Here is a 23,513-nt window from a genome sequence, read left to right as displayed (position 1 = left end):
TGAATCATTTTACATTATCCATTTTTTGTAATCATACCATAAAAAAACCAACGGGAGCGTACCCCTGTTGGTTTTTCCCTCATTTAAAAAATCACTTTCCGATCCCGCTCATCTTTCAAGATCTCCACCGCTTCCCGGAAACGTTGGGAATGGATGATTTCCCGTTCCCGCAAGAAACGCAGTCCGTCATTGAGGTCGGGGTCATCGCTCATATTGATGATCCATTGATACGTGGCTCTTGCTTTTTCTTCGGCGGCGATGTCTTCATAGAGGTCGGCGATCGGGTCACCTTTTGCCTGGATGTAGGAGGCGGTAAAGGGGACTCCGGACGCGTTTTGATAAAAAATGGCATTGTCATGATTGACATAGTTCGCATCAAGCCCTGCGTCTTTCATTTGCTGCGGAGTCGCGTCTTTCACGAGTTTATACACCATGGTGGCGATCATTTCTAAATGGGCGAATTCTTCGGTCCCGATGTCGGTCAATAAGCCGATGACCTTATCGGGGATCGTATAGCGCTGATTTAAGTATCTCAGGGCTGCCGCGAGCTCTCCGTCGGCGCCGCCGTATTGTTCGATCAGAAATTTCGCAAGCTTCGGATTACATGTACTGACCCGTACAGGATATTGAAGTTTTTTTTCATAAACCCACATAGTGTCGATCCTCTCCTTTATTCCGCGTTAGACCTGCCATGGCCAAGGGGCATCTTTCCAGTCCCACGGATAGTTTGAGTAGCTGTATCCGAACCCGGTCAGGGGACCGAATTCCTTTTCGAATTTCTTTTTGATTTTTTTCCTCATTCTTACGTACTCGTTGTACTGTTTGATGGCCTCGTAATCTTCAGGATGAGTATCTAAGTACAGTGTCAGTTCGACGATGACGAAATCAACGGCCTGCAGTTCCTCCATCACTTCGTAATAATGCGCCGGAAGCTGCTTCATCATGAGTCACCATCCCCATTCAGTTCATAAGGGCTATAGTAAGGATCGTAGAACGCCTTCCAGAGCGTCCCGGTCCGCAGTGCCTCCCGTGGGGTGAACTGCTCGAGATTCGCTGGCTGAAATCCCATATAGAGATTAGGCGGGGTCGAATACACCTTCTTCGTGATCGGCGTGCAAGGATCAAAGGGACTGACGTATGGATGATACACTTTATAATGTTGATGCAAGAGACTCCCTCCTGATTTGACAATATCTTTCTATTGTTATGCAGAAGGATCTTTTCCCATGACGGGTATGTGGAAATGGGGTCTTTTTAAATTTTCAATGATTACATACTTTCAAACCGCGTTGGGAAAATTATTCCTTGTGCTCGTACAATCGTTTTCGAAAGGTGGCACACAAATATGACTATCAGGAGGATGATGATGGGTATTTTAAGTGGAAATCCACAAGAAGAACCATTGCATTATGGTGAAGTATTTGGAACGTGGAACTATTTATTGACCGCTAAAGCCACTGTGGCTGGGTATCAAATGCAGCTTAATCACGCTGGGGATGATGATCTGAAGAAATTACTGAAAGACAGCATCGAAGGCGGTCAGGAAGAAATCAAACAAGTGGAGAAACTGTTAAAGGAAAATGGGATCGGACTTCCTCCCACTCCGCCTGAGCCTCCACAGGCTTGCCTGGATGATATCCCGACAGGTGCCAGGATGCCGGATCCATCCATTGCAGCAGGAATGTCTGCGAATATTGCTTCAGGCTTAGTGGCATGCAGCACGGTCATGGGACAAAGCATCCGTGAAGATGTTGCCATGATGTTCGGCCAATTTCATATGCAAAAAGCCCAGTTGGGGGCCAAAGTCTTGAAGCTCAACAAAGAAAAGGGATGGCTGATTCCTCCCCCGCTTCATAAAAACAAAAATGAACATTGTGAGTAATCCATGAAATCAAAAGATTCTCAGGTCTGATATTTATTCAACCTGAGAATCTTTTTTTATTATTCTTGAACATGTGAGTTCGTGGGGAAAGTACCTTTAATGATTTTTCGAATTGTTAATGCGGGTTGCCGTCAGCAGTTATTGCGATATCATCAAAGTGTTCGAGCAAATATCCTAAAGCACCTTCCAGTTCTTTCCCCTCCATCACTTCTCCATGTCCTCTATCCAAATGCTTCATTATTTACCTCCTTTTTCCGTTGATGCAGAAGACTTTTCAGGCTTGATAAAAATCAACACAAGCAGAAACATCAGGATACCAAGGACACCCGCTCCAATGAGACTAATATTCAGGAGGGATTTCATCAATACGGCCATCAACGGCGGACCGGCAGCCACCCCGATGAAACGGGATGAACTATAGAAGGAGGAGATCGTCCCCCTCTCTTCTTTCTCGATGTTTTCGGTGATCAACGCGTCCATCGTCGGCAGGAGTGCACCGATCGAGAGACCCAGGAAGCTTGAGACAGCGAGGAGAAGAACCAGTCGCTGATCGACAAACCCGATCAAGGCGACACTGATGCTCATCAGGATCAAACTTACCGTCATGATTACCTTCATGACCTTTAACTCACCCTTGATTTTCCTCCCGGTGATAAAGGAAGAAATGCAAAGGGCCAGTAACGGAATGGCGAGCACAAAGCCTTTTTTCACTCCATACAGTCCATGGGTTTTCTCCAGTGAATCCGACAGGAAGAACAGGATGGCAAACAGGACGAGCATAATGTAAATTCCGACAAGAAAGACAGTAAAGATCCATTTCCCCTCCTGTTTGAAAATTTTCTTCGTACTCTGGATGAAGGCTGAAAGGGCAACGGGTTCTTCCTTCTTCTTGGGAACTTTAATGAAAAAGAGAACAAGGACGATCGAAATGAGACTGAATACAGAAATAGAGAAAAACGGAAGATACCATAAATACGCAGCAAATAAAGCCCCTAATATGGGACTCAACACCTTACCGAATGTGTTGGACGTCTCGATCAACCCAAGACAGGAACTCGTCTTTTCATCATCATCCTTATACAAATCACCCACCAGTGGCAGGATGATCGGAGCCGCCCCGGCTGCCCCGATTCCCTGGAGGACACGGCCGATAATGATCCACGTGAAAGGATCGTCCATCTTCCAGGAGGCATAGCCTGCGACCAATCCCCCAATTAACGCAATCAGCAAACTCGGCAGGATGACTACCTTCCTGCCGAAGCGATCCGACAAATATCCAGCCACTGGAATCAGAAAGATCGACGCAATCGAGTAACTTGTAATAATCATACTGGTCTGAAAAGAAGTGATCCCCACCTCTTTTTCAAAAATCGGCAGTACAGGAATCAGCATGGAATTCCCCAAGGTCATCACCAAAGGTATCGATGCCATGCTCACCACACACCAATTGCTAATCTTCGTCGTGCTCTTGCATTGTTCGTTCAACTAAACCACCCTTTTGGATTGATCTGCTATTTAATCAGTATTTGATAAAGGCCGAAAGAACATTCAATGAAACGAATGGCAAATTTGAATGGTGAGTGGATGATCAGAATCTTGGCACAAAAAAGAAACCAACAAGAGATCCCTCATGAGGAAGGAAATGCTCCTGTTGATTTCATTTACAGCTCTTTTTGATCCACATTCAATTCAATCAGATTTCCATCCGGGTCTGCACAGTAGATCTGAGCAAAGCCGCTTTTGGAGTGGGGTTTCTCTAAGGTTTCTACATCTTTTTCCTTTAACCATTGAAGCGTGTCATGGTAGTTCTCCACTCTGAGGGCAAAATGACCTTCGCGACTGGATAAATGCTTGTCCTTCCGGATGGTCTGGGAAGAAGCGTCCGCGATCAAATGAAGCTGCTGGCCCTCAATGTCATACCAGGCTCCGGGAAAACCAAAATCCGGACGCGGAATTTCCTTTAAACATAAGATCTCTCCGTAAAACTCCTTCGCTTTCTCAAGATCCGTCACATTCAAACTCACATGATGAAGACATTCGTACTTAATCAATTTGGCTCACTTCCTTCCATTCGTCTATCTGCTTATTTTACAGAAGAAACGGCCGTTCGGCGAGAGGGACGGACCTCTAACATTTCAATAAAAAGCCCGATTATATTGGGTTTAACCCATAAAATGAACAAAAAATTGAGGTCCGTCCCTTAGGGCAGTCAATTCGTGTCGCCCCCCTTTTCCGGGTCATCATGCCAGTTTGGCCTATTATCATGCGGGATTTGAAAGAATCATGCGGGATTCAGATTTTTCATGCGGGAAATAAGAAAATCATGCCGCTTTCTCCCTTATTCATTTCGCCGTGTCGAATTTTCTTTATTATATTCCTCAAAAAAATGGCCAGGATGCATAGCTACTGAACCTTCTTTATGAACCACCCGAGTTCTTATACACATTGTTATTCTTATCCGCTTCATCGATTTTCATAGCTTGCTCCGTTAGATCAGGAGGTGTCATACCTGACTTTTTCTCCAAATAAATTGCAATGCCTGCGACAAGAATTATGGGAATCAGTATGAATAACCAAATCATTTATACCCCTCCTTTCTATTTCGTAGCTCGTCTCAATTCATGAATCCTAAAACGCCTCATAACACTCCTTGCAATGCTGCCCGTTCATCTGACGCTCATTCTTCGCCCCGCAATTCGGACAAGTGACGATCGCTGACTGTTGATCAATCCCTTTACGGTTGTGCATGTATTGACCCAGTGCTTTATTGGCAAGAAAGACCGTCCCCACGATGGCACAGCCGATTGCCGCTAATAGGAGGATCAAGAAAATACCATCCAACACGATTCATTCCTTTCTCGATTACTCTTACTTATCTATACGCCCGGACATGTAAAAAGTTTCAAATCGCGAGGGACGGACCTCTGAAAATCCATCCAAAATCCCCAAACCAGTGGGTTTCACCCCGGAAATGGGCTGAAAACAGAGGTCCGTCCCTCGCCCTTCAAACCAAAACAAAGGTCCGTCCCTATCGCAGTGAGGGACGGACCTTGGTTGTGTGGGCCGGGGTAGCCAGAGTCCCTTCTCCTTCTTCATCTTTGTAGATGGGGAAGGAGAGGATGACGGAGGTTCCTTTGCCGGGTTTGCTTTGGACGTTGATGGTGCCTTTCATGCCTTCTGTGAGTTGATATGCGGTCATCATGCCGAGGCCCGTCCCGTTTTTGCCTTTCATGGAGAAGTAGGGTTCGCCGAGGCGCATGAGTTGTTCTTTGGTCATGCCGATTCCCGTATCGTTGATGACGATGAATACTTTATCGTTGTCCTGGTAGCTGAAGATACGGAGCGTCCCCCCTGTTTCCATTGCTTCGAGACCATTTTTCATGATATTGATGAGAATCTGTTGAAGCTTGTTGGGATCCCCTTTGATGGAGTGATGATGAAGGATGTTCACCTTCAGGATGATTCCTTTTTTCACCGCCAGGGGCATGATGATTTCCTTGGACCGGTTCATTTCATCCCGGATCTCCACTTCCACTTCAACCTCTGGGTGAGGACGGGCAAAGTCCAAGTATTGATTGATCACCTCTGTGGCCCGGTCGATTTCCCTGACGGCGACCTTCGACAGCTCGCTATTTGTGCTGACGTTGGTTGGATCTTCATGAATCAGCTGAAGGAATCCCTTTACCGTGGTGAGCGGATTCCGCACTTCGTGACTCATGCTCGCGGCCAGGTGACTGACCACCTGCATCTTCTCGTATTTGATCGCTTCCAGCTGAAGAATATAGATGGTCCGGATGATTTCACACAGGTAAAAGACGAAGAACGTCGATGCAGTCAGGACAGCCGAATAGATCAAGAATGAATTTTCATACGTGAAATGAAAAATCAGGGACGGGATCCATAACGAGAGGACCGAGTATCCGAACGCAAAGAGCGTATACCAGTACACCCTCGTCATCCACGTTTTCCCCTCCCATCTCGGACGCATATACAGGACGAGCAGCGTGAAGAGAACCGCCATGACCACGGTCACCCATAATCCAGGTCCCATCATCGGGGCACGTACCGCGATCATGGTTAGAGCGAGCCAGGGCAGTACCCGGTTCCCGCCGTATATCCCTCCGAGCAGAAACGGGATGAACCGCAGGTCATACATAAATCCATCTTCCAATCGGACACTCAACGCAAGGCTGAGTAACAGTAGAAGGGAACTGGCTAAATAAATCGACAGCGGTTTGATGTGAAGCTTATGTACTTTATTTCGGGAAAGGTAATGAAAGCTTATCAGTAATATGATGATCAATATGGCAAGGAGGTTAAGAAGCAGACCGGTCAATAGCTCAAAGTGATTCATCGGTATCTCTTCCCTACTTTCAGTAATTTTAAAAGATTAAAAAAAATCACACTTTAGATTCTATTATAACTGAAATGAAAGACTTGTGTTTTATTTTTATTGGACAGGATTTTGTGCACTCGTCTTCTTTCCCTATCCTTTGTCCATAATGGAAATGAATGCTTTATATAAGGAGATACCCTATGGATGGAGTCTTAATACCAATCGGACGGACGATCATCAGTTTTCTTTTGATGATTATGGTCACGTTAGTCATCGGGAAACATATCAACTCACATAAAAATCACTACAGCTTCGCCCTGTCGATCACAGTGGGTTCCTTCATTGCCAATATGGGCTTTGATACAGGGCTCAATTTTTCACATACCCTTATTTCGTTTTTGGTGCTTGTCCTATTATTTTATCTATTGTTGATCATCTCTTCGAAAAACCGGCTATTCAGACGATGGGTATCCGGCCGTCCCACGATCCTGATGGAAGAGGGGAAGATTCTGGATGAGAATATGAAGAAATCAAAGTTTACGATGGATGACTTGAATCAGCATCTCCGGGAACTTGGCGTGTTTGATATAAACGAGGTGGAATATGCCCTGTTAGAAGTGAGCGGGATCCTGTCCATCAAAAAGAAAAACCGTTTCCTGCCACTCTCAAAGGCGGACATGAAGATGGATCCTGCCCCCTCTGCTTCCATTCCCATCGAATTAATGATGGAGGGCAAAGTCATTTCGGAAAACCTGACTCCCCCCTACACATTCCAATGGCTGGAGAGTGAAGCGAACAAAAGAGGAATCAGATTGAACGACATCTATTATGCCGTGATCAACAGCAATGGCACCCTGTTCATCGACCTTTTTAAAGATCATATCCAGGGTGACAGCGAACGAACAGACAGATGAAGGCATATAGTATCTCAACGTCCGAATAGACCAATGAAATGGGAGAGTGACCGTATGTTCCATTGCCGACCACCGGGGAATCATGTTGTCTATCCACCTGACCCCAGGTGCCATCCTTATTACAGACAATATACAGGAGGGTATGATACCCATGTGCACATGATCGAAGCACATTATTCCCAATTGAATCGAAAAGTGCAGCGACTCCTTGAAAGGGTCGAGCATATAGAAAGATACCTTGGGATCAAGCCGTAGTGGCTGATGAAAAAAACGGGGACAGGTACCTCGTCTAAAAAAGGCCAAAGTACCTGTCCCCATGGCTTTACCGCCACGTCAAAGCGGCAGCCGGATCACAAACCTCGTCCCCTCACCCTTCTCACTGAACACATCGATCGACCCTTCATGCATCAGAACCAATTGCTTCACAATGGAGAGCCCGATGCCAAATTCACCGTATGGATTATTCGTCCGGGACAGGTCCGCTTTATAAAAACGGCGCCAAATGGATTTGATTTCCCCGGGGTCCATGCCGATTCCGGTGTCTTGGATTTCAATGACCGTTTCGTTTCCGGAAGAAGATCCACTCAGTGTGATCGTCCCCCCCGTGGTGAACTGGATGCTGTTTTTTGTGATGTTGATCAGGATTTGGACAAGGCGGTCATAGTCGGCATGCACCACTGCACCTTCGTCTGCCAGAACCGTGATGGTGTTGCCTTTTTCCTCTGCCTGCAGATCGAGCTGATCCTTGATGACTTCGAAAATATCGAGCAGCGGCAGGGTAACTTTCGAAAGGACCACCTGATTGGACCGGATTTTTTCATAATCAAGATTCTCGTTCACGAGGCGGATGAGCCGCTTCGTTTCCTGACTGACAAGACCAAAGCTTTTCTCTTTCTGTTCCTCAGGGATCATGTCGTTCCGGATCCCTTCCATGACACCGCGGATCGTCGTCAGGGGCGTTCTCAGTTCATGGGACACATCGGCCATGAACTGCCGTCTCCGGTTCTCAAGGGCGTCGATTTCTTCTTTCGATGCCCGGAGTTTCGTCACCATTCTATTAAAATCTTCGGCCAAATCGCCGATTTCATCGAAGTTGGAGCTCGGGACATGAACATCGTAATCTCCCGACGATACCTTGGACGTAGCATCCCTCATCCGTTGAATCCGTTTCACATGGAGCTTCGATAGGAACAAGCTGACAAGAACGGAGATGGCGAGTGCCAGCAGGACGATATACAGCAAATAATGATTGATTTCACTCAGCATTTCCCTTGAACCGCTGATCGGGGAAATCAGGATCAGTCCGCCTGTCAGCTGTTCATTGACCACCCGGGGCATGATGACGAGTGACACCGCCTGATCAAAGCGTCCGAAATCCTTTTTCAATGGAACGGTTTCTCCCCTCTCGATTTGTTGCCATTCTGCTTTCGAGAGCTCGATACGCGGATACACCCCTCCACTTGAAAACGATACTTCCCCCTCGCGATTGAAGGTGATCACATCAATGTTCCGGGCGTGCAGCAGGTTGCTGTATTCGTCCAGATACAGGGGCCGCCGTGGACTTGGCCGCTCAAGATCTGATAAAATTTTATCCCCATACGTCCGCAGCTCCGTCACCTTATTTTCATACACCAGGTTCTCGACATAATGGGAAAACAGAAGGCCGAGGATCATGAAGGCGATGATGAGGACGCTCGTATGACTGAGCAGCAGCTGATACAGATACCTAAACTTCATCCCCGGCCGCCGCCTCATCAAACTTATACCCTACGCCCCACACCGTATGAAGATACGGCTTGTCCTTGCTTCCGATCTTGTTCCGGAGCCGTTTGATATGGACATCCACCGTCCGCTCGTCCCCGTAGAAATCATAACCCCATACCCGCTCAAGGAGCTGCTCCCTCGAAAACACCTGCCGGGGATGCTGGGAAAGATAATAAAGAAGTTCAAACTCTTTCGGCGTCAAATTCGTAAGGGGCACACCTTTCAGGAAAACTTCACGGGTTTCCTTACTGATCCGGAAATCGGATGCGGCCTCATCCGGAGTGGCAGTACTGTTCTTCTCCCCTTGACCCTGGTAGCGCCGGGTGACCGCCCGGATCCTCGCCATCAGGGCAAGTGGAGAAAAAGGCTTCGTCACATAATCATCAGCTCCAAGTTCAAGACCGAGCACCTGATCGGACTCACTGTCCTTCGCCGTCAGCATGATGACCGGCACCTGGGACCCCTCCTCCCTGATCTTCCGGCAAATCGTCACACCGTCCATCCCGGGCAGCATCCAATCAAGGATGACAAGATCCCACTCACCTTCCTGATAACGACGGTACCCCTCAGCACCGTCATGGACAAACTCACCCTTTATATCTTCTTTAGAAAAAAACATCTCAAGCATGCTTGTGACGCTTTGATTGTCTTCAACGACCAATACATTCATGAACATCGCTCCTTTCCGATTGGGGCGAACCACGGGGACAGGTCCCTTGGCTCCGTTAATCTTATCTAAAGTATAGTCGTTTTACCCGATTCATTCTATGTATTAACTTCAATAGAAAAACCCCCGCTGCAATGCGGGGATATCCTTCCTTATCATGATTCACTCTGAGTTTCGGTTTGATAGACGAGGTCCTTTTTCGACTTGGCCTTGAACCGTTTATGAATCTTTTAAGGTTTTTTCAATCTTATACTCTTTCTTTTTCTCAGCCAGCCACGTACCATACTCCGTCTGAAGGGCCTGATCGAACAGGATGTCCTTGATTTCATCTTTGTGATCGGCAAGGACCGCCTCTTTCGCTTCTTTCTTGCCCGTCACCTTGATGATATGGTAGCCGAATTCCGTCTTGACCGGCTCACTGATTTCGCCTTTCTTCATCGAAAACGCCTTATCATCAAACTCTGCCACCATTTCACCTTTTCCGAAATAACCAAGCTCCCCGCCTGAATCGGCATTCGACGTATCCGTGGAATACTCTTTCGCAAGCTCGGCAAAATCTCCGCCGTTATCGAGTTTCTTCTTCACTTCCTGTGCCGTCTTTTCATCATCCACTAAGATATGACTGGCCTCAACCTGCTCTTTTTGTGCAAACGTATCCTTATTCGCTTCGAAATATTCCTTGATCTGGTCATCCGTTATCTTGACCCGGTCCTTCAACAGCTTCTCAGTCAACAGGTACGTCTTGATGTTTTCTTTGACACTATCAAGATCCGCACCGCTTGAAGCGAGAGCCTCCTTGAATGCCTCTTCACTGTCATATTGTCCTTTAATATTCTCCAATTCCTTTTTGATCTCACTATCCTTCACCGTGAGATCCTTCTTCTCACTCTCAAGCTTCACGATCTTCTCCGCAATCAACGTATCAAGGGCGCCATCCCCATATTGATTCACAAGCGTCGAATACAGATCGTCCTTACTGATGGACTCGCTGCCCACTTTGGCCACCACATCTTCCTTGGAAAAACCAAACACTGCCAGCAGCGATCCGATAAGGAAAACTCCTCCGATAATACTCCATAATGTGATTGATCGTTTTTTCTTAGTCACTTATTCGTACTCCTTTTTTGTTTGTTTATTGGTCGTTTTTTGGTGCCTGGTACATTTGGGGGTTTTTGTACCTGGTACTTTTCACTAGAATTGTACCAGGTACATCTTGCTCGAACTGTACCTGGTACACTTTGGACTGTTTGTGCCTGGTACATTTTAACCGGATTGTACCAGGTACAACTGACTCGATTTGTACTTGGTACACACATTAACCATTACCCATTCATCATCGCATTACTAGTAAGCGTCACACTCACAGTCATTTTTTTACCGTCACGGTAGACGGTCAAGTCGATTTTATCCCCGGCTTTCGGTCCACCGTACAGCTGTCTTCTCAGGTCGGCGACATTCTCGATGGACTTGCCGTTCATTTCGGTAATGGCGTCGCCTTCTTTGATACCGGCGTCCGCTGCTGCGGATGTCGGGTCGATATTGGCGACCACCACACCGGATTCCACGGATTGGGGCAGATTTGGTAAGTATGAACGGGGGATGTCTGCCAGGTTCTTCATCCCTATTCCGATATACGGACGCTCCACTTTTCCTGTTTGGATGATTTGACTGACGATCGGCATGAAGTCCTTGCTTGGAATCGCAAATCCGAGTCCTTCTACACCGGAGTTCGAGATCTTCGCACTGTTGATCCCGATCAGTTCACCCTTGGAATTCAGGAGTGCACCTCCGCTGTTACCAGGGTTGATGGCTGCGTCTGTCTGGATGACATTCAGTTCAGATTCCCCTTCAGATGTCTGTACGGGGATCGTACGGTCGACGGCACTGACGATTCCCTGTGTCACCGTCCGTGAGAGGTCGAGTCCGAGGGGGTTCCCGATAGCGATGACCTGTTCACCGGCGCGCAGTTCACTGGAGTCACCGACTTCCAGCAGGTTGTCTGCATATTTACCGTCGATCTTTACGACGGCAAGATCCGTCAGCGGGTCCGCTCCGATCAGCTCACCCTCGGTCTTTTCCCCGTCGTAGAGAGAGACTTCAATCTTCGACGCACCTTCAATCACATGGTTATTCGTGATGATGAAAGCACTGTCCCCTTCTTTTTTAAAAAGGACGCCGGACCCTGTCCCTGCCGGAGTGGCTTCTGCGGTTCCCATGCGGTTTTGACTCTGATAATTGACGATTCCGACAATCGATTGGGAGGCATCCTCCACAATATTCGCGATATCTCCGCCAGCCCCGGTTGAAACCGATGTGGGCGTGATCCCTGAATTCGATGATGTGTTTGCCTGTCCGTTGTCGGCCGATTGCTCGACGCGTGGCTGAGCCAGGTTCTGATAGTAGTCCGTTTGCGGTAATACGGTCAGCGTCAGGACCGAACCGATGATCCCCGCACCAACCGTGTTGAGGAAGCCTCTGCCTTTGAACGGCTTCTTCTGCTTCGGAGTCCGCTGCATCTCTTCTTTTTGAGTGACGTCTGTATCGTTTGTTTCCGTAGTATTCATTTCTTCGTTTTGATTGTTTTGTTCAAACATGTTTTTTCCTCCTCGATTGATTTTGCCTGTTTAACTTTGCTGTTGATTTCATCTTAGAGGGTAAATGTTACGAAACTATTAACAATGTGTGTACAGGATGGGAAGATTTCTGGGAGAAGGACTGAATGAAACGATTTGGTGAACGATTCAGCATATCTCTTGGGTTTTTGTCATGGCTTTGTTTTAATTGTAATGAAGTCATATTTATAAAATGGTGATGATATGAAAGAAAAAAACAGAACAGACCGAATGAGAAAAGTGGTACTGCCGAAGCGTATGAGGATTCTCTTTGTCACCGTGTTTCTTTTATTCAGCACGCTGATCGTGAGGCTCGGTATGGTTCAGATTGCGAACGGACAGTCTTATGAAAAGGCGGTTGAGAAGAAGGAAAGCCTGACGGTGGATTCACCCGTGCCGAGGGGGAGCATATATGACCGGAACGGGAAGCTGATTGTCGACAATAAACCACAGAGGGCCATCACTTTTACCCGGACGTCGGATTCGTCTCAGGAGGAATTATTGGAGGTGTCCCGGAAGCTGGCCGACATGATTGACGTTGAGACCGATTCACTCACGACGCGTGATAAAAAGGATTTCTGGATTTTGATGAATCCTTCAAAGGCGGATAAGAAAGTCTCCGATTCGGAAATCGACCGCATCCAGGGAGAGAAGGATCTCTCAACTAAAGAAGCCGATCAAAAGATTTATCAATTGAAGCTTGAACGCATCAGTGAAAAGGAATGGTCTTCTTTTTCAGAAGAAGAATATGAAGTGCTCGTAATCTATCAAAATATTTCTAAAGGGTACGCCCTTTCGCCTCAAATCGTGAAGAATAAAGGGGTGACCATCACGGAGTATGCACAGGTGAGCGCACATCTCGATGAATTGCCCGGGGTGAACGTGACCACGGATTGGACAAGGTCTTATCCCCTTGACCATACTCTCCGTACCGTGCTCGGAGACGTATCGTCCACCAGGGAAGGGATCCCGAAAGATCTGCTCCAGGAATATCTGGCAGAGGGATACAACCGGAATGACCGTGTGGGGACAAGCTACCTGGAATTAAAGTATGAAGACCTGTTGAACGGACAGAAGAAGAAAGTGAAAAACATCATAGAAGACGGCGAGGTCGTCGGAACCAAGGTCATCCAGAAGGGTCAGAGCGGAAAAGACCTCGTACTTGGGATTGATGTCGAATTGCAAAAAGCGATCGAGAAAATCGTTCAAGAAGAATTATCGAAACACATCGGTACAAAAGGATCTCCTTACCTGGACCGTGCCTTTGTCGTCATGATGGACCCTCATACAGGGGAAATCGAAGCGATGGTCGGTCAAAAAGTGAAGGAAATCCACCCGAACGGAGAAATCGAATTCGAAGATTATTCATTGGGGACATACACGACGTCCTACGAAGCGGGCTCCGTGGTCAAAGGGGCCACACTCCTGACCGGTTATATGACGGATCATATCGAACCGGGGGAAATGATTGTGGATGAACCCCTTTATATTAAAGGAACGCCGAAGAAAACGTCGTGGTTCAATGTATGGGGAAATCAAACGAGGCCCATCAGTGACCTCTATGCCCTGGAGAAATCCTCTAATTCGTATATGTGGAAAGTGGCTCTCCGGATTGCGGGGAACCGATACGTCCCTCACGCACCGATTCAGCTGAAAGGTGACGCCTTCCGTACGTTCAGGGAGCATTTCGCCCAGATGGGACTGGGTGTTCCGACAGGGATCGATCTCCCAGGGGAATCTCCGGGATATCAAGGAACCGCTGAACATCCGGGACTTCTCCTTGACTTTGCGATTGGGCAGTACGACACGTACACACCCATGCAGCTGGCTCAATACGTATCGGCGATCGCCAACGGAGGAAAACGCGTTCAGCCCCATCTGTTAAAAGAAGTACGTGAACCTTCCAACCAGCCACACCGGTTAGGAAGTGTCGTGTACAAGAAGGAACCAGAGGTACTGAACCGGATCGATGCCTCCAGTGAAGAAATCGAACATGTTCAGAAAGGGTTCTACCGGGTCTTCCACGGCGCAGAAGGTACGGCCAATCTGTTTAAAGATGCTCCGTACAATGCAGCCGGGAAGTCCGGGACAGCAGAGGCGTTTTACAAAGGACCGGACATGGAGAGTGCACAGCCAACCTACAACACGACTCTTATCGGATACGCACCATTCGACAATCCGGAAATCGCCTTCTCTACCGTCGTCCCATGGTCTCATCAGGAACATGACCCTTACATCAATAAAGTCATTTCCAAACGGGTGATGGATACGTATTTTGAATTGAAAAAGGAAGAAAATAAATAAAAAAAGGGATTTCCCGAAGGTAGCACTTGCTACTTCCGGGACGTCCCTTTTTTTGTGGTTATTCTTGTTCACTTAATGTCAGCGTCGTATTTTTCTTTTCTCCATCCCTGTAATAGGTTACTTCCACTTTTGAACCTACCTCTTTTTCATTGTACAGATATTTTCTCAGGTCACTGACTTTTGTCACCTTTTTACCATCGAGCATGGTAATGACATCATACTGCTGCAGACCCGCTTCCCCGGCCGGTGAATCCGGCTCGGATTGTCTAACGACGATTCCTTCCTTCACATCGGCAGGAAGATTGAGTGGTTCATCATAGTATTGTGATGGGATCTGCGATAAAGGGACAGGAACGATCCCGATGAATGGGCGCTTCACTTCCCCGTACTCCTTCAATTCCTCCAGAGCCGGAAGGGCAATATCCACTGGAATGGCAAAACCGATCCCTTCCACGTTTTCCATTGCAATCTTGGAAGAATTGATGCCAATCAACTCGCCATCCAGATTGATCAACGCACCACCTGAGTTTCCGGGATTGATGGAGGCGTCGGTCTGGATCACTTCAGACTGCCAATCCACTACCCCATCTTTATTGACATCCACCGGCATGGAACGGTCAGAAGCACTGATGACCCCTGCTGTGACAGTCCCTGCCAGGAAGCCTAATGGATTACCAATCGCAATGGCACGCTGCCCCGGCTTCAGGCTTGACGATTTCCCTATTTCGATGACATGTTTCACTTTCTCCGAATCCACTTCCAGGACGGCCAGATCCAAGAGGGCATCGGAACCCAGCAATTCAGCAGGGATCTTGGACCCGTCATTCAACGTGACTTCAAGCTTCGTTGCCCCTTCCACCACATGATGGTTGGTGACAATATAAGCCTTATCTCCTTCTTCTTCATAAATGACACCGGAACCAGATCCAGCTGGCCGGGGCTCGGAGCCTTCAAACATATTCCCGCCTTTGAAATTCACGACACTCACGACGGATGGCCGGCTCTCCTCAACCGCAGCTGTGATGGAACCATCTTCCTCAACACCTTCAGCACTTGCCTTCACAGCCGTCGTCTTGGAAGTCGTCCCTTCAGTCCCCTCCTTACCAGGAATCTGGAATCCTTCAATCACCAGGAACATCACAACCACGCCAAGAACAAATGATACAATGGCCGTTCGTATTGGTTTTACCCTATTCTTCTTTTCCTTCTTGCCATCATTCCAATCATTCACCATTTATCAACCCTTTCTCTTCGATTATCCCTTCCTCCAATTCAGGAAAAAACAGGATTATATAGTTCTTCTTTACCCTATATAAGAGAAGATAAAAGTGAATGGTGCATTTTGAGAGCTACGGGGACAGGTCCCGTGGCTCATCCATCATATTTCTGAATCCCACTTCATAGAGCACTTCGCTCAATCGTCATTTACGGAAGGATCATCCATGTACTGAACATAAAAGTCCTCCACATACCACGTCGGCACCGGATTCTTCATCCCGTCGAACCAGCCCAGCACTTCCTTCGCCTGCTTCTTCATGACGGAGATTTCCTCTTCACCGAACCTCATTGCCCACGGTATGGACGACAGCATGTTGCTGCTGATGTAAAAAGCCATGAGCTTGAAGAAATCCTCCGGCGGCCGTCCGTTAAAGTAGCCGTTCAGCTGTCCTGTGGCAAAATGGGGACTCGCCGATGCACTGAAGGCGATGCGGTTGAACTCTTCCCACGGATCCCCGAAATCATGACGGTTGAAGTCGATGATGGAGAGTTCGCCGCTTTCCGAAATGACCATATTCCCTCCGTGATAATCACCGTGATGGAACGTTTGGGGGCGTCCCTTAAGGAGATGCCTGTTTTCCTCTATGTATTTTATAATAAGATCGCCGGCTTCGATTTTGAGCGGACAGTCATGGTACTGCTGGATCTTCGCATCTACCTTGCGATTAAACTTTGTTTGCCATATTTCTTCTTCGGGAGGTGCAGGAGTGGAATGGATTTCCTTGAGATAACGCCCCGACTTCAGGCCGAGCACATATTGTTCCGTATCCGTTAGTCTCGGGAGCACTTCAGCCGCGTCATTCCCTTCACACCATGTAAAGAGTGAATACACACTAGTGCCATCGTCACTCATCCCGAACTCAAGGGGCACAGACATCGGAATCCCCGTGTCAGCCAATCGCTTCATGGCCTCGAACTCGCTCTTCTTACTCTCATACTCAGAACGATCCGCCGTCCGGAGCAGCAGCCTTTCCCCCGTCTCCGTTTCCACAAAATATTTCTTATCACTCGACCAGCCCTTGTTGATCGGTTCGACCTTTTTAAACACGTAATCTGTTTTGATATCAAGCATGTGGCACCTCCAGTGAGCCAGGGGTCCATCGGCTCCATTTAAGTTTACTAGATTCATAAACCTAATTTTACCAGAAAGTGGACCGGACTGGGAACGTTCTAAGAATGATCTCCTACTGCAACCCTACCTGTTGCTTCGTTGACAACTTTCCTTTCAAGAAGGTAACCGTAAGGAAGGATTTGGGATGCTCTCCGTCCCATACATAGGTTTTATTGTTGCTATCACTACTCTCATCAGACATGGGATTTCCAGGAAACCCCAAGATATCTGTTGCCTCCTCATAACTCATCCCTTTTTCCAGTTGATTATACTTTTCCATTGTCGCTACAGGCTTATCCTCCTGCTCTTCTTCTACGATCGTCTCTTTTGCTTCATTTGTTGGTCCTCCAATCCGGCATCCACTCAGGATGACGGCAGATAAACCCACGATGAGTAACATGATGAAAATGACACTGACTTTTTTAACCCTCATATTCTTCTCCCCCTTTTTTTACATATACGGTCCGAATTGGAAAAAGTTTCATTTCAGTTTAAAGGAAGGTAGTTAGAAGGATATATCTGGATATGTTAAAATAACCCAAGTGAGCATTTTTTATAAAAGATTGGAGCTGTAAAAATGAAGAAAAGCAATTGGATGACCGTCACGACTTTATCTGCGATGGTCTTCGTCGGAATGTCCGCCTGTAGTCAATCTTCTGAGGAGGATACCGCCAGTAAGCCTGAATCCGAAGCGACTGCAGCAAGTACAGATCCCGATGATTCACAGGCAGAAGACATGACGACATCCGAAGAAAACGAAAAGGCTCAGTCAGATGAGACGTCCAGTCCGGAACAGGAACCAGCCGTCACAAAGGTGGAAGGAAAACAGGCATACATAGAAAAATTGGACAACCTCCAAAAAGAACTCGATGCCATGCCGGATAAGAAGTATTCAGATGAAGGCGTCACGAACGCCATGAAAAATTATTATGGGGTATCGTACGATAAATATGACGAAGTCCTGAATGAGATTTATGCCCTTCTAAAGAAAGAGCTGACTCCTGAAGTCATGGCAGAATTAAAAGCAGAGCAAGTGAAATGGATCGAGGCAAAAGAAGCGAAAGCGGAGAAAGAAAGACTGAAATATGAAGGCGGCACGTTTGAAAATGTGGCGTGGTATATCTCTCTGTATGAGTCGACAAAGGATCGCTGTTATGAGTTGGTGGAGGAGTATATGAAAGAATAAGAGGTAGAAATGAGGGGGCTTTACTGCTCCCCTGGCCCTCTAATTCTCCACAACCACCTCCCCCTCCCCATCGGGAATCTCAAATCCCTTTAGATAGGAAGACAACAATTCTTCCGATATCGGGAACGAATTGGCATCCAGACGCTGATTCCTTATGTTAAGGCGTTCACGCAAATCATCGGGATCCACTTTTATATAGATCAGTTTCCATTTACCGCCGGACGTTTCGATCAGTTGTTTGTAGTCGTCCCTTCTCTCTCGATCCCAGAAACTGAAGTCGATGACCACCTGTTGTTTATCGTGAATGAGCTTCAATAAGATATTGCGCAATTTGCTTTCTGCCTCTTTCTTGTACTCCTCCATCTTTTCCATTGGAAAATCAATGCCGTACCGGCCATGCGTCGCCCAGATTTCTTCATCGATGGAAAGACGTATAAATCCGTTCTTTTCCAATTGTCTAGAGAAGGTCGTTTTCCCGGAACCGGCGACACCGCACATCATGACGACCAAAGGTGTGGAAGCATCCCTTTCACTGTAAATGGTTTCGAAGTTAAAGTGGTTGAACATGTGGACACCCTCCCTCTTTTTTATAATTAGTACCCCAAATTGGCCAGAGTGTATCGGATGTTTTTTTAAAACAAGGAGCCAAGGGACCTGTCCCCACGGCTCCTATGATATAATGAACCTATACATCGAGAGGAGGTGGGGAAGGTTGAAAAAAGCTTCAATATGGTTCTTACTGTTGATTTTAATCGGTTTCCAGCAGCCGCACATGTTGGAATATCAGAACGGCAATATGGATGGGGATGTATTAAAAGCGGATGATTCACATCTGACAAGTATTGAGGTTATGCTCTCTCCCCCCTCTTCACTCCCTCATCATGTTGATAGTGTGGTACCCCGTAAAATTTTCTTAAGTGAGAAGTTGAAATCGTATGCTCCCCCTCATATGACGGAGTATGTGGCCATGGACATTTTTCCTGATGCGATTGGCTTTAAGAAAATCATCATGTCTCAATCCAATTACCTCTCTTAAACTATGTTTCTCTTTCATTCTTATACTCACTCAAAAACTCTATGGGATTAGGGTTTATTAAAATTGGCGTTTTTCATCAATTTGGATGGAGGATTTTATGAAAAAGAACACATATTTTAGGGAATCATTAGCATGTTATCTTTTTTGTGCAGTGTTTGTGATTGGTTTTTTTGGCGTCATGTTCATAACGGCAGAGCTATCGGGGAATTCCCTCTCTTCATTCATACCCGAGTTTTCCCGGGATAAGATCATTAAGTGGGAAGATATCAAAGCCATTTTTGATTTTAAAGAATAAAAGGCAGGAGGAACGCACGTTGACTGGAGAAACATTAGAACAACAAATCAAATCGGGTCTGCAGCACCCGAAGCTGACACGATTAAAAATTGCGAAAAGAGGCTTTTTCATCGTATTGGGTGCCATCATGATGGCCCTCGGGATCGAGGTTTTCCTTGTTCCGAATATGATTATGGACGGAGGGATCGTAGGTATTTCGATTATCCTCTATAACTTGACCGGCATCAGTCTGGGTGTCTTCATTTTCTTCCTGAACATCCCGTTTTTCTTCCTGGGATATAAGCAGATTGGAAAAACATTTACGATCTCCACGATACTCGGGATTTCGATTCTTTCCCTGGCAACGAATTATCTGCATCATGTGGCAGCTTTCACACAGGATATGCTGCTTGCCACCGTGTTTGGCGGGATCGTTCTTGGTGCCGGAGTAGGGTTGGTCATCCGGTATGGAGGGGCCCTTGACGGAAGTGAGATCCTCGCCATCCTGTTAAATAAAAAATTCCCCTTTTCCGTTGGGGAATTCATCATGCTGTTTAACATCTTCATCTTCACATGGGGAGGATTCGTCCTCGGCTGGGACCGTGCCATGTACTCAGTCCTTGCCTATGTCATTGCCTTCAAAACCATCGATATCGTGATCGACGGCTTTGACGAATCGAAATCGGCCTGGATCATCAGTGATAAAGACACAGAAATCGGTGATGCGATACTCGCCCGCCTCGGACGCGGTGTCACCTATTTAAAAGGGGAAGGCGGATACTCCGGAGACGACAAAAAAGTCATCTTCTGCATCGTCACCCGGCTGGAAGAAGCCAAATTAAAATCAATCGTGGAAGAATTGGATCCTTCAGCATTCCTTGCTGTCGCAGATATCAATGAAGTACGCGGGGGTAGATTTAAGAAGAAGGACATTCATTAACAATAGCGGTGAGAAAGGGAGCGTCGACCAAGTGTCGGCGCTCCCTTCCGTTTACCCCCCGCATAAATTCATGAACGAATGGGCTGAAGAAAGCATATAGTATCCCAAAGACAAAAGAGGTGGGAAACTGTGCAGACTGTAGTAAACCTATACTGTATGAAGGTGAATAGCGTCTCGGGCAATGGTTCGATCACCATTGGAGAAGCTGTCCATAACAGTCATACGTCGAATAATAAGTCCCAGGGAATCAACTCTTCCTATGGTGATACTTCCCCGACAGAATCAATGATGGAAAATGTATATATCGATCCTGATGTGAATGATCAAACAGATATAGGCAATGCGGATTCAGTAAACGCGGGAGCACCTTTGCCGGTTCCTGTACCGATCGATCCAAGACAAAACGAAGAGGAGGATCCTCATGCCGTATCAGATCAACATATTTAATATTAAAGTCAATGGCGTGACGCAGAACGGGAACGTCGATATCGGTCCGACCGTTCACAACAGTCATACCGCCAATATGAAATTATTCGGAGCCAACTTTTCATTCGGTGACTTCTCGCCTACAGGCTCACAAATGAACACAGGTGTACTCGATCCGGACGTCAGCGATCAAGACCAAATCGCCAACCCGGCCATCCCTTATACCGTTCAAGTTTAGGCGTTCCCATAAGAGGTGATAATCCATGGATATGGAAAAAATGAAAAAATGGCTGGAACTGACCAACCAATACAAAAGCGATAATTTCTGGAACAGCGTATTCGAAAACAATAACCCCTCCCAGTTCTTTTCGACAGATGACGAATTCCCACGTTATGATGTGTATCAGAACGAATCCCATGTGTGCATCATCCTGGATGCCCCGGGGATCACCCAAGATGATATTAAATTTTCATTGAGTTCCAATACGAAGCTTCTCATAAAAGGGATGATCAGACCCGTATACCCGAAAGAAATGGAAGTCAAGGCAGAACGGTTCACAGGGGAATTCGAACGAACGATTCCCCTCCCGGAACCGGCCGAAGCTAAAGCCATCAACATCCAGTTCCTCAATGGCCTCATTCAGGTGGCCTACCCCCGGAAAATAGAAGATGTTTCATTACACGGAGGCTCACAGTGAAAAAATACTAAAAAGAATGTGAGAACATGTTGTATACTTACTTTCAAAAAAAACTAACTTCATACATTCAAAAAAGCATGAACGCTGAGCAAAATGAGATGAAAGATAAAATACAGGCCCTCGAAAAGGAAATCCAATCCTTGAAACAGGGCTTAGCAACAGACGTCAAAGACACGATCTCCAGCCAGCAGGAACCCGCAAAAATTGTAATTGAGCACTTATCCATTGAAAATGTAAACATCGACCACGCCGACCTGAGCAACAACTTCGGAAATCTCGGCATAAAAGACCTCAAGGGACAATTATACATCGGGACCACGTATGACAAGTTAAAACCTCCTGCCGGCACGGAAAAAAAACTGTCCTTGCCCTCTCACTCAAACCAGGGTCCGGCCTCCACTCAACCCTCTCCCAAAATAAAAGTAACAACAAGAAAACATCCGTAGAGACAACCAGGAAGCATGGAGACGGTTCTTCTGCTTCCGTTGTCACGATTTTAGAAGCATGAGAACCGTCCCCATGCTCCTTGAAAATGAACGGGGACGGACCTTGCTTAGAAGAAGCAAGAGGTCCGTCCCTCTTAGGAAGCATGGGGACGGTTCTTCTGCTTCCGTTGTCACGATTTCAGGAGCATGAGAACCGTCCCCATGCTCCTAAAACAGATGGGGACGGACCCTTGCTTAGAAGAAGCAAGAGGTCCGTCCCTCTTATGTACTGCCTGGAAAAAAGACGCTGAATGTCGTTCCCACTCCAGGTTCGCTTTCCACTTTGATTTCACCCTTCATCCGCTTCACGATCTGATAGCACACCGTGAGTCCGAGTCCCGTCCCTTTTTCCTTCGTGGAATAATAAGGCCTCCCGAGTACTTTGAGTTGTTCCGGAGGCATGCCGGTTCCGTTGTCCTGAACGATGATCCGCATCCGGCCGTCAGGATGGCGACTCGCAGCCGCCGTGATTTTCCCATTTTCTTTTACCGCCTCGATGGCATTTTTCAAAAGATTGAGGAGGACCTGTTTCACCTCCAGTTTCATCCCTTTGATCATCAGATCTTCTTCAATGTTCTTATTGATTTTTATGCTGTTCATCACAGCATACGTCGACATGACGTCAACGGATTCATTCATCGTGTCGGTCAGACTGAACACCTCGTATTCTTCCGTCTGGGGCTTTGCCAGGGAAAGATATTGATTGATGACGTCCTGGGCGTGATCAAGCTCCTGGATGGAAATATCGATGAAGCTCTTTTGCTGATCTGTTAATGTTTCTCTCTGCAGGAGTTGCATGAACCCCCTAACCGTCGTCATCGGATTTCGGATTTCGTGGGCAACAGATGCAGCCAACTCGCTCACCACGTTAAACTTTTCCGCCTTGATGAGCTCTTTTTTGACCCTGTTCTGTTCCAATCGATTTTCAATCAGATAAATCGACAGAATCAGCGTAACCCATATGATGGACGTGGAGCTTGCCATAAACAGGAGCTGCTCTGTTTCATGATGCGTGAGTAAATAAATGGACCGTGTAACCGGGATGAAAAAATAAAAACCTGAAATAAGGAGCATTTTGTTTTTCCAGGATAATCTTCCGTACCAATTAGATACCGGGATCAGCAGCATACTGTAAATCGCATAATTCACGAGAAGAAAAATCCATACATGGTCAGTGAACCAGCCGATGACGAGCATGGCGACAAACGTACTGAAACCAACTCTCTTCCCTCCATAAAGAAAGGCAAGAATCACCGGAATCACTTTAAAATCGTATACATAACCGCTTGAATAAACCTCCGGGAATGCCATCGTAAACACCAGGACAACAAGATTCATCATGAAAAAAGGAACGGGAAACCCTTTAGTATCGCTATCCGATTCACTCGTAAACATTTGAAAAAGAAGAATCGTAAACAGAATAAATACCACATGCAAAATTAAATGATGGACAGTCTCTACCATAATGAATCTCCTTCAGGAAAAAATATCTACTCTAACTCTTCGACACTTTCCCGGGAAATCCTCTCTATGACGTGGAGGTTCGACAAGAAGCAGAGGAAGAAGCAGAGGGACGGTTCCTGTGCTTCCATTTTGGAAG

At 46.7% G+C, this 23,513-nt stretch carries 30 protein-coding genes; 12 read left to right on the top strand and 18 right to left on the bottom strand.

The annotated features are described in order from the left end of the window. Positions 1-83 precede the first annotated feature (83 nt). From V8G47_RS05990 to V8G47_RS05980, 3 genes are read right to left on the bottom strand one after another with little or no spacing between them, the layout of a single operon-like run. On the bottom strand, positions 84-653 hold the full coding sequence (locus V8G47_RS05990) for a manganese catalase family protein (RefSeq protein ID WP_336199301.1): 570 nt from the start codon (positions 651-653) through the stop codon (positions 84-86). A 27-nt stretch (positions 654-680) separates the two neighbouring features. Further along, positions 681-941 (bottom strand): spore coat protein CotJB, encoded by a 261-nt coding sequence (locus V8G47_RS05985; RefSeq protein WP_336199442.1) that lies wholly within the window; start codon positions 939-941, stop codon positions 681-683. Continuing rightward, on the bottom strand, positions 941-1,168 hold the full coding sequence (locus tag V8G47_RS05980) for a spore coat associated protein CotJA (RefSeq protein ID WP_336199300.1): 228 nt from the start codon (positions 1,166-1,168) through the stop codon (positions 941-943). The genes V8G47_RS05985 and V8G47_RS05980 overlap by 1 nt, the downstream gene beginning before the upstream one ends. Before the next feature lie 198 nt (positions 1,169-1,366). Here V8G47_RS05980 and V8G47_RS05975 point away from each other — a divergent pair, with 198 nt between their 5' ends. Then, positions 1,367-1,882, top strand: a complete 516-nt coding sequence (locus V8G47_RS05975) for a DUF3231 family protein (RefSeq protein WP_336199299.1) — start codon at positions 1,367-1,369, stop codon at positions 1,880-1,882. Between the two features lie 115 nt (positions 1,883-1,997). On the opposite strand, the gene V8G47_RS05970 is transcribed toward V8G47_RS05975, so the two are convergent. The 6 genes from V8G47_RS05970 to V8G47_RS05945 form a co-directional block, all read right to left on the bottom strand. Next, a complete protein-coding gene (locus V8G47_RS05970) occupies positions 1,998-2,120 on the bottom strand; it encodes a hypothetical protein (protein WP_336199298.1) in 123 nt (40 codons plus the stop codon). After that, a complete protein-coding gene (locus V8G47_RS05965) occupies positions 2,120-3,313 on the bottom strand; it encodes an MFS transporter (protein WP_336199441.1) in 1,194 nt (397 codons plus the stop codon). The genes V8G47_RS05970 and V8G47_RS05965 overlap by 1 nt, the downstream gene beginning before the upstream one ends. 230 nt (positions 3,314-3,543) lie before the next feature. Then, positions 3,544-3,933, bottom strand: a complete 390-nt coding sequence (locus V8G47_RS05960; RefSeq protein ID WP_336199297.1) for a VOC family protein — start codon at positions 3,931-3,933, stop codon at positions 3,544-3,546. 366 nt (positions 3,934-4,299) lie between these two features. Further along, positions 4,300-4,464: a hypothetical protein gene (locus V8G47_RS05955; protein ID WP_159361446.1), complete on the bottom strand. Its 165-nt coding sequence runs from the start codon at positions 4,462-4,464 to the stop codon at positions 4,300-4,302. 46 nt (positions 4,465-4,510) lie between these two features. Further along, the gene (locus V8G47_RS05950) at positions 4,511-4,726 is read right to left on the bottom strand and encodes a hypothetical protein (protein WP_142245349.1); all 216 of its coding nucleotides are present in this window, start codon (positions 4,724-4,726) and stop codon (positions 4,511-4,513) included. Between the two features lie 184 nt (positions 4,727-4,910). After that, positions 4,911-6,236: a HAMP domain-containing sensor histidine kinase gene (locus tag V8G47_RS05945; protein ID WP_336199295.1), complete on the bottom strand. Its 1,326-nt coding sequence runs from the start codon at positions 6,234-6,236 to the stop codon at positions 4,911-4,913. A 182-nt stretch (positions 6,237-6,418) separates the two neighbouring features. On the opposite strand from V8G47_RS05945, the gene V8G47_RS05940 reads away from it, so the two are divergent. Further along, positions 6,419-7,132, top strand: coding sequence for a DUF421 domain-containing protein (locus tag V8G47_RS05940; RefSeq protein ID WP_336199294.1), 714 nt, complete (start codon positions 6,419-6,421; stop codon positions 7,130-7,132). Positions 7,133-7,465: 333 nt separating this feature from the next. Here the strand turns inward: V8G47_RS05940 and V8G47_RS05935 are convergent, their stop codons facing one another. The 4 genes from V8G47_RS05935 to V8G47_RS05920 all read right to left on the bottom strand — a co-directional run bounded on the left by V8G47_RS05935 (position 7,466) and on the right by V8G47_RS05920 (position 12,157). Then, entirely contained in the window at positions 7,466-8,869 is a 1,404-nt protein-coding gene (locus tag V8G47_RS05935; protein WP_336199293.1) for a sensor histidine kinase, read from the bottom strand. Then, a complete protein-coding gene (locus tag V8G47_RS05930) occupies positions 8,859-9,566 on the bottom strand; it encodes a response regulator transcription factor (protein ID WP_336199292.1) in 708 nt (235 codons plus the stop codon). The genes V8G47_RS05935 and V8G47_RS05930 overlap by 11 nt, the downstream gene beginning before the upstream one ends. A gap of 216 nt (positions 9,567-9,782) precedes the next feature. Next, positions 9,783-10,670 carry a peptidylprolyl isomerase gene (locus tag V8G47_RS05925; RefSeq protein ID WP_336199291.1) on the bottom strand — a complete coding sequence of 296 codons (888 nt, stop codon included), beginning with the start codon at positions 10,668-10,670 and terminating at the stop codon, positions 9,783-9,785. A gap of 215 nt (positions 10,671-10,885) precedes the next feature. Further along, positions 10,886-12,157, bottom strand: a complete 1,272-nt coding sequence (locus tag V8G47_RS05920) for a S1C family serine protease (RefSeq protein ID WP_079531381.1) — start codon at positions 12,155-12,157, stop codon at positions 10,886-10,888. 249 nt (positions 12,158-12,406) lie between these two features. Between V8G47_RS05920 and V8G47_RS05915 the strand changes: the two genes are divergently transcribed. Beyond that, complete coding sequence (locus V8G47_RS05915) at positions 12,407-14,479, top strand: peptidoglycan D,D-transpeptidase FtsI family protein (protein ID WP_336199290.1); 2,073 nt, start codon at positions 12,407-12,409, stop codon at positions 14,477-14,479. Between the two features lie 58 nt (positions 14,480-14,537). Here V8G47_RS05915 and V8G47_RS05910 read toward each other — a convergent pair whose 3' ends face one another. The 3 genes from V8G47_RS05910 to V8G47_RS05900 all read right to left on the bottom strand — a co-directional run bounded on the left by V8G47_RS05910 (position 14,538) and on the right by V8G47_RS05900 (position 17,301). After that, a complete protein-coding gene (locus V8G47_RS05910; RefSeq protein ID WP_336199289.1) occupies positions 14,538-15,713 on the bottom strand; it encodes a S1C family serine protease in 1,176 nt (391 codons plus the stop codon). Positions 15,714-15,893: 180 nt separating this feature from the next. Then, positions 15,894-16,829, bottom strand: a complete 936-nt coding sequence (locus V8G47_RS05905; RefSeq protein WP_336199288.1) for an aminoglycoside phosphotransferase family protein — start codon at positions 16,827-16,829, stop codon at positions 15,894-15,896. Positions 16,830-16,941: 112 nt separating this feature from the next. Further along, a complete protein-coding gene (locus V8G47_RS05900) occupies positions 16,942-17,301 on the bottom strand; it encodes a DUF3862 domain-containing protein (RefSeq protein ID WP_336199287.1) in 360 nt (119 codons plus the stop codon). A 144-nt stretch (positions 17,302-17,445) separates the two neighbouring features. Here V8G47_RS05900 and V8G47_RS05895 point away from each other — a divergent pair, with 144 nt between their 5' ends. Beyond that, on the top strand, positions 17,446-18,054 hold the full coding sequence (locus tag V8G47_RS05895) for a lysozyme inhibitor LprI family protein (protein WP_336199286.1): 609 nt from the start codon (positions 17,446-17,448) through the stop codon (positions 18,052-18,054). Positions 18,055-18,093: 39 nt separating this feature from the next. Here the strand turns inward: V8G47_RS05895 and V8G47_RS05890 are convergent, their stop codons facing one another. Further along, a complete protein-coding gene (locus tag V8G47_RS05890; RefSeq protein ID WP_336199285.1) occupies positions 18,094-18,621 on the bottom strand; it encodes an AAA family ATPase in 528 nt (175 codons plus the stop codon). 145 nt (positions 18,622-18,766) lie between these two features. On the opposite strand from V8G47_RS05890, the gene V8G47_RS05885 reads away from it, so the two are divergent. From V8G47_RS05885 to V8G47_RS05850, 8 genes are all read left to right on the top strand, one after another. After that, positions 18,767-19,090, top strand: coding sequence for a hypothetical protein (locus tag V8G47_RS05885; RefSeq protein ID WP_336199284.1), 324 nt, complete (start codon positions 18,767-18,769; stop codon positions 19,088-19,090). 97 nt (positions 19,091-19,187) lie between these two features. Then, entirely contained in the window at positions 19,188-19,385 is a 198-nt protein-coding gene (locus V8G47_RS05880) for a hypothetical protein (RefSeq protein WP_336199283.1), read from the top strand. Positions 19,386-19,431: 46 nt separating this feature from the next. Then, positions 19,432-20,304, top strand: a complete 873-nt coding sequence (locus V8G47_RS05875; RefSeq protein WP_336199440.1) for a YitT family protein — start codon at positions 19,432-19,434, stop codon at positions 20,302-20,304. 156 nt (positions 20,305-20,460) lie between these two features. Further along, positions 20,461-20,751: a spore germination protein gene (locus V8G47_RS05870; RefSeq protein WP_336199439.1), complete on the top strand. Its 291-nt coding sequence runs from the start codon at positions 20,461-20,463 to the stop codon at positions 20,749-20,751. After that, positions 20,726-20,968 carry a spore germination protein gene (locus V8G47_RS05865; RefSeq protein ID WP_336199282.1) on the top strand — a complete coding sequence of 81 codons (243 nt, stop codon included), beginning with the start codon at positions 20,726-20,728 and terminating at the stop codon, positions 20,966-20,968. Before V8G47_RS05870 ends, V8G47_RS05865 begins: the two co-directional genes overlap by 26 nt. A 25-nt stretch (positions 20,969-20,993) precedes the next feature. Beyond that, the gene (locus V8G47_RS05860; RefSeq protein WP_336199281.1) at positions 20,994-21,428 is read left to right on the top strand and encodes an Hsp20/alpha crystallin family protein; all 435 of its coding nucleotides are present in this window, start codon (positions 20,994-20,996) and stop codon (positions 21,426-21,428) included. A gap of 77 nt (positions 21,429-21,505) precedes the next feature. Next, positions 21,506-21,874 carry a hypothetical protein gene (locus V8G47_RS05855; protein WP_336199280.1) on the top strand — a complete coding sequence of 123 codons (369 nt, stop codon included), beginning with the start codon at positions 21,506-21,508 and terminating at the stop codon, positions 21,872-21,874. 58 nt (positions 21,875-21,932) lie between these two features. Next, entirely contained in the window at positions 21,933-22,064 is a 132-nt protein-coding gene (locus V8G47_RS05850; RefSeq protein WP_336199279.1) for a hypothetical protein, read from the top strand. A gap of 71 nt (positions 22,065-22,135) precedes the next feature. Here the strand turns inward: V8G47_RS05850 and V8G47_RS05845 are convergent, their stop codons facing one another. Next, positions 22,136-23,377: an ATP-binding protein gene (locus tag V8G47_RS05845; protein WP_336199278.1), complete on the bottom strand. Its 1,242-nt coding sequence runs from the start codon at positions 23,375-23,377 to the stop codon at positions 22,136-22,138. Between the last annotated feature and the right edge of the window lie 136 nt (positions 23,378-23,513).

This window comes from Rossellomorea sp. LJF3 (assembly GCF_037046045.1).
Taxonomy (GTDB): domain Bacteria; phylum Bacillota; class Bacilli; order Bacillales; family Bacillaceae_B; genus Rossellomorea.
The sequence above is the reverse complement of the archived record's forward strand: the minus strand, read 5'-3'. Positions and strand labels throughout refer to the sequence as shown.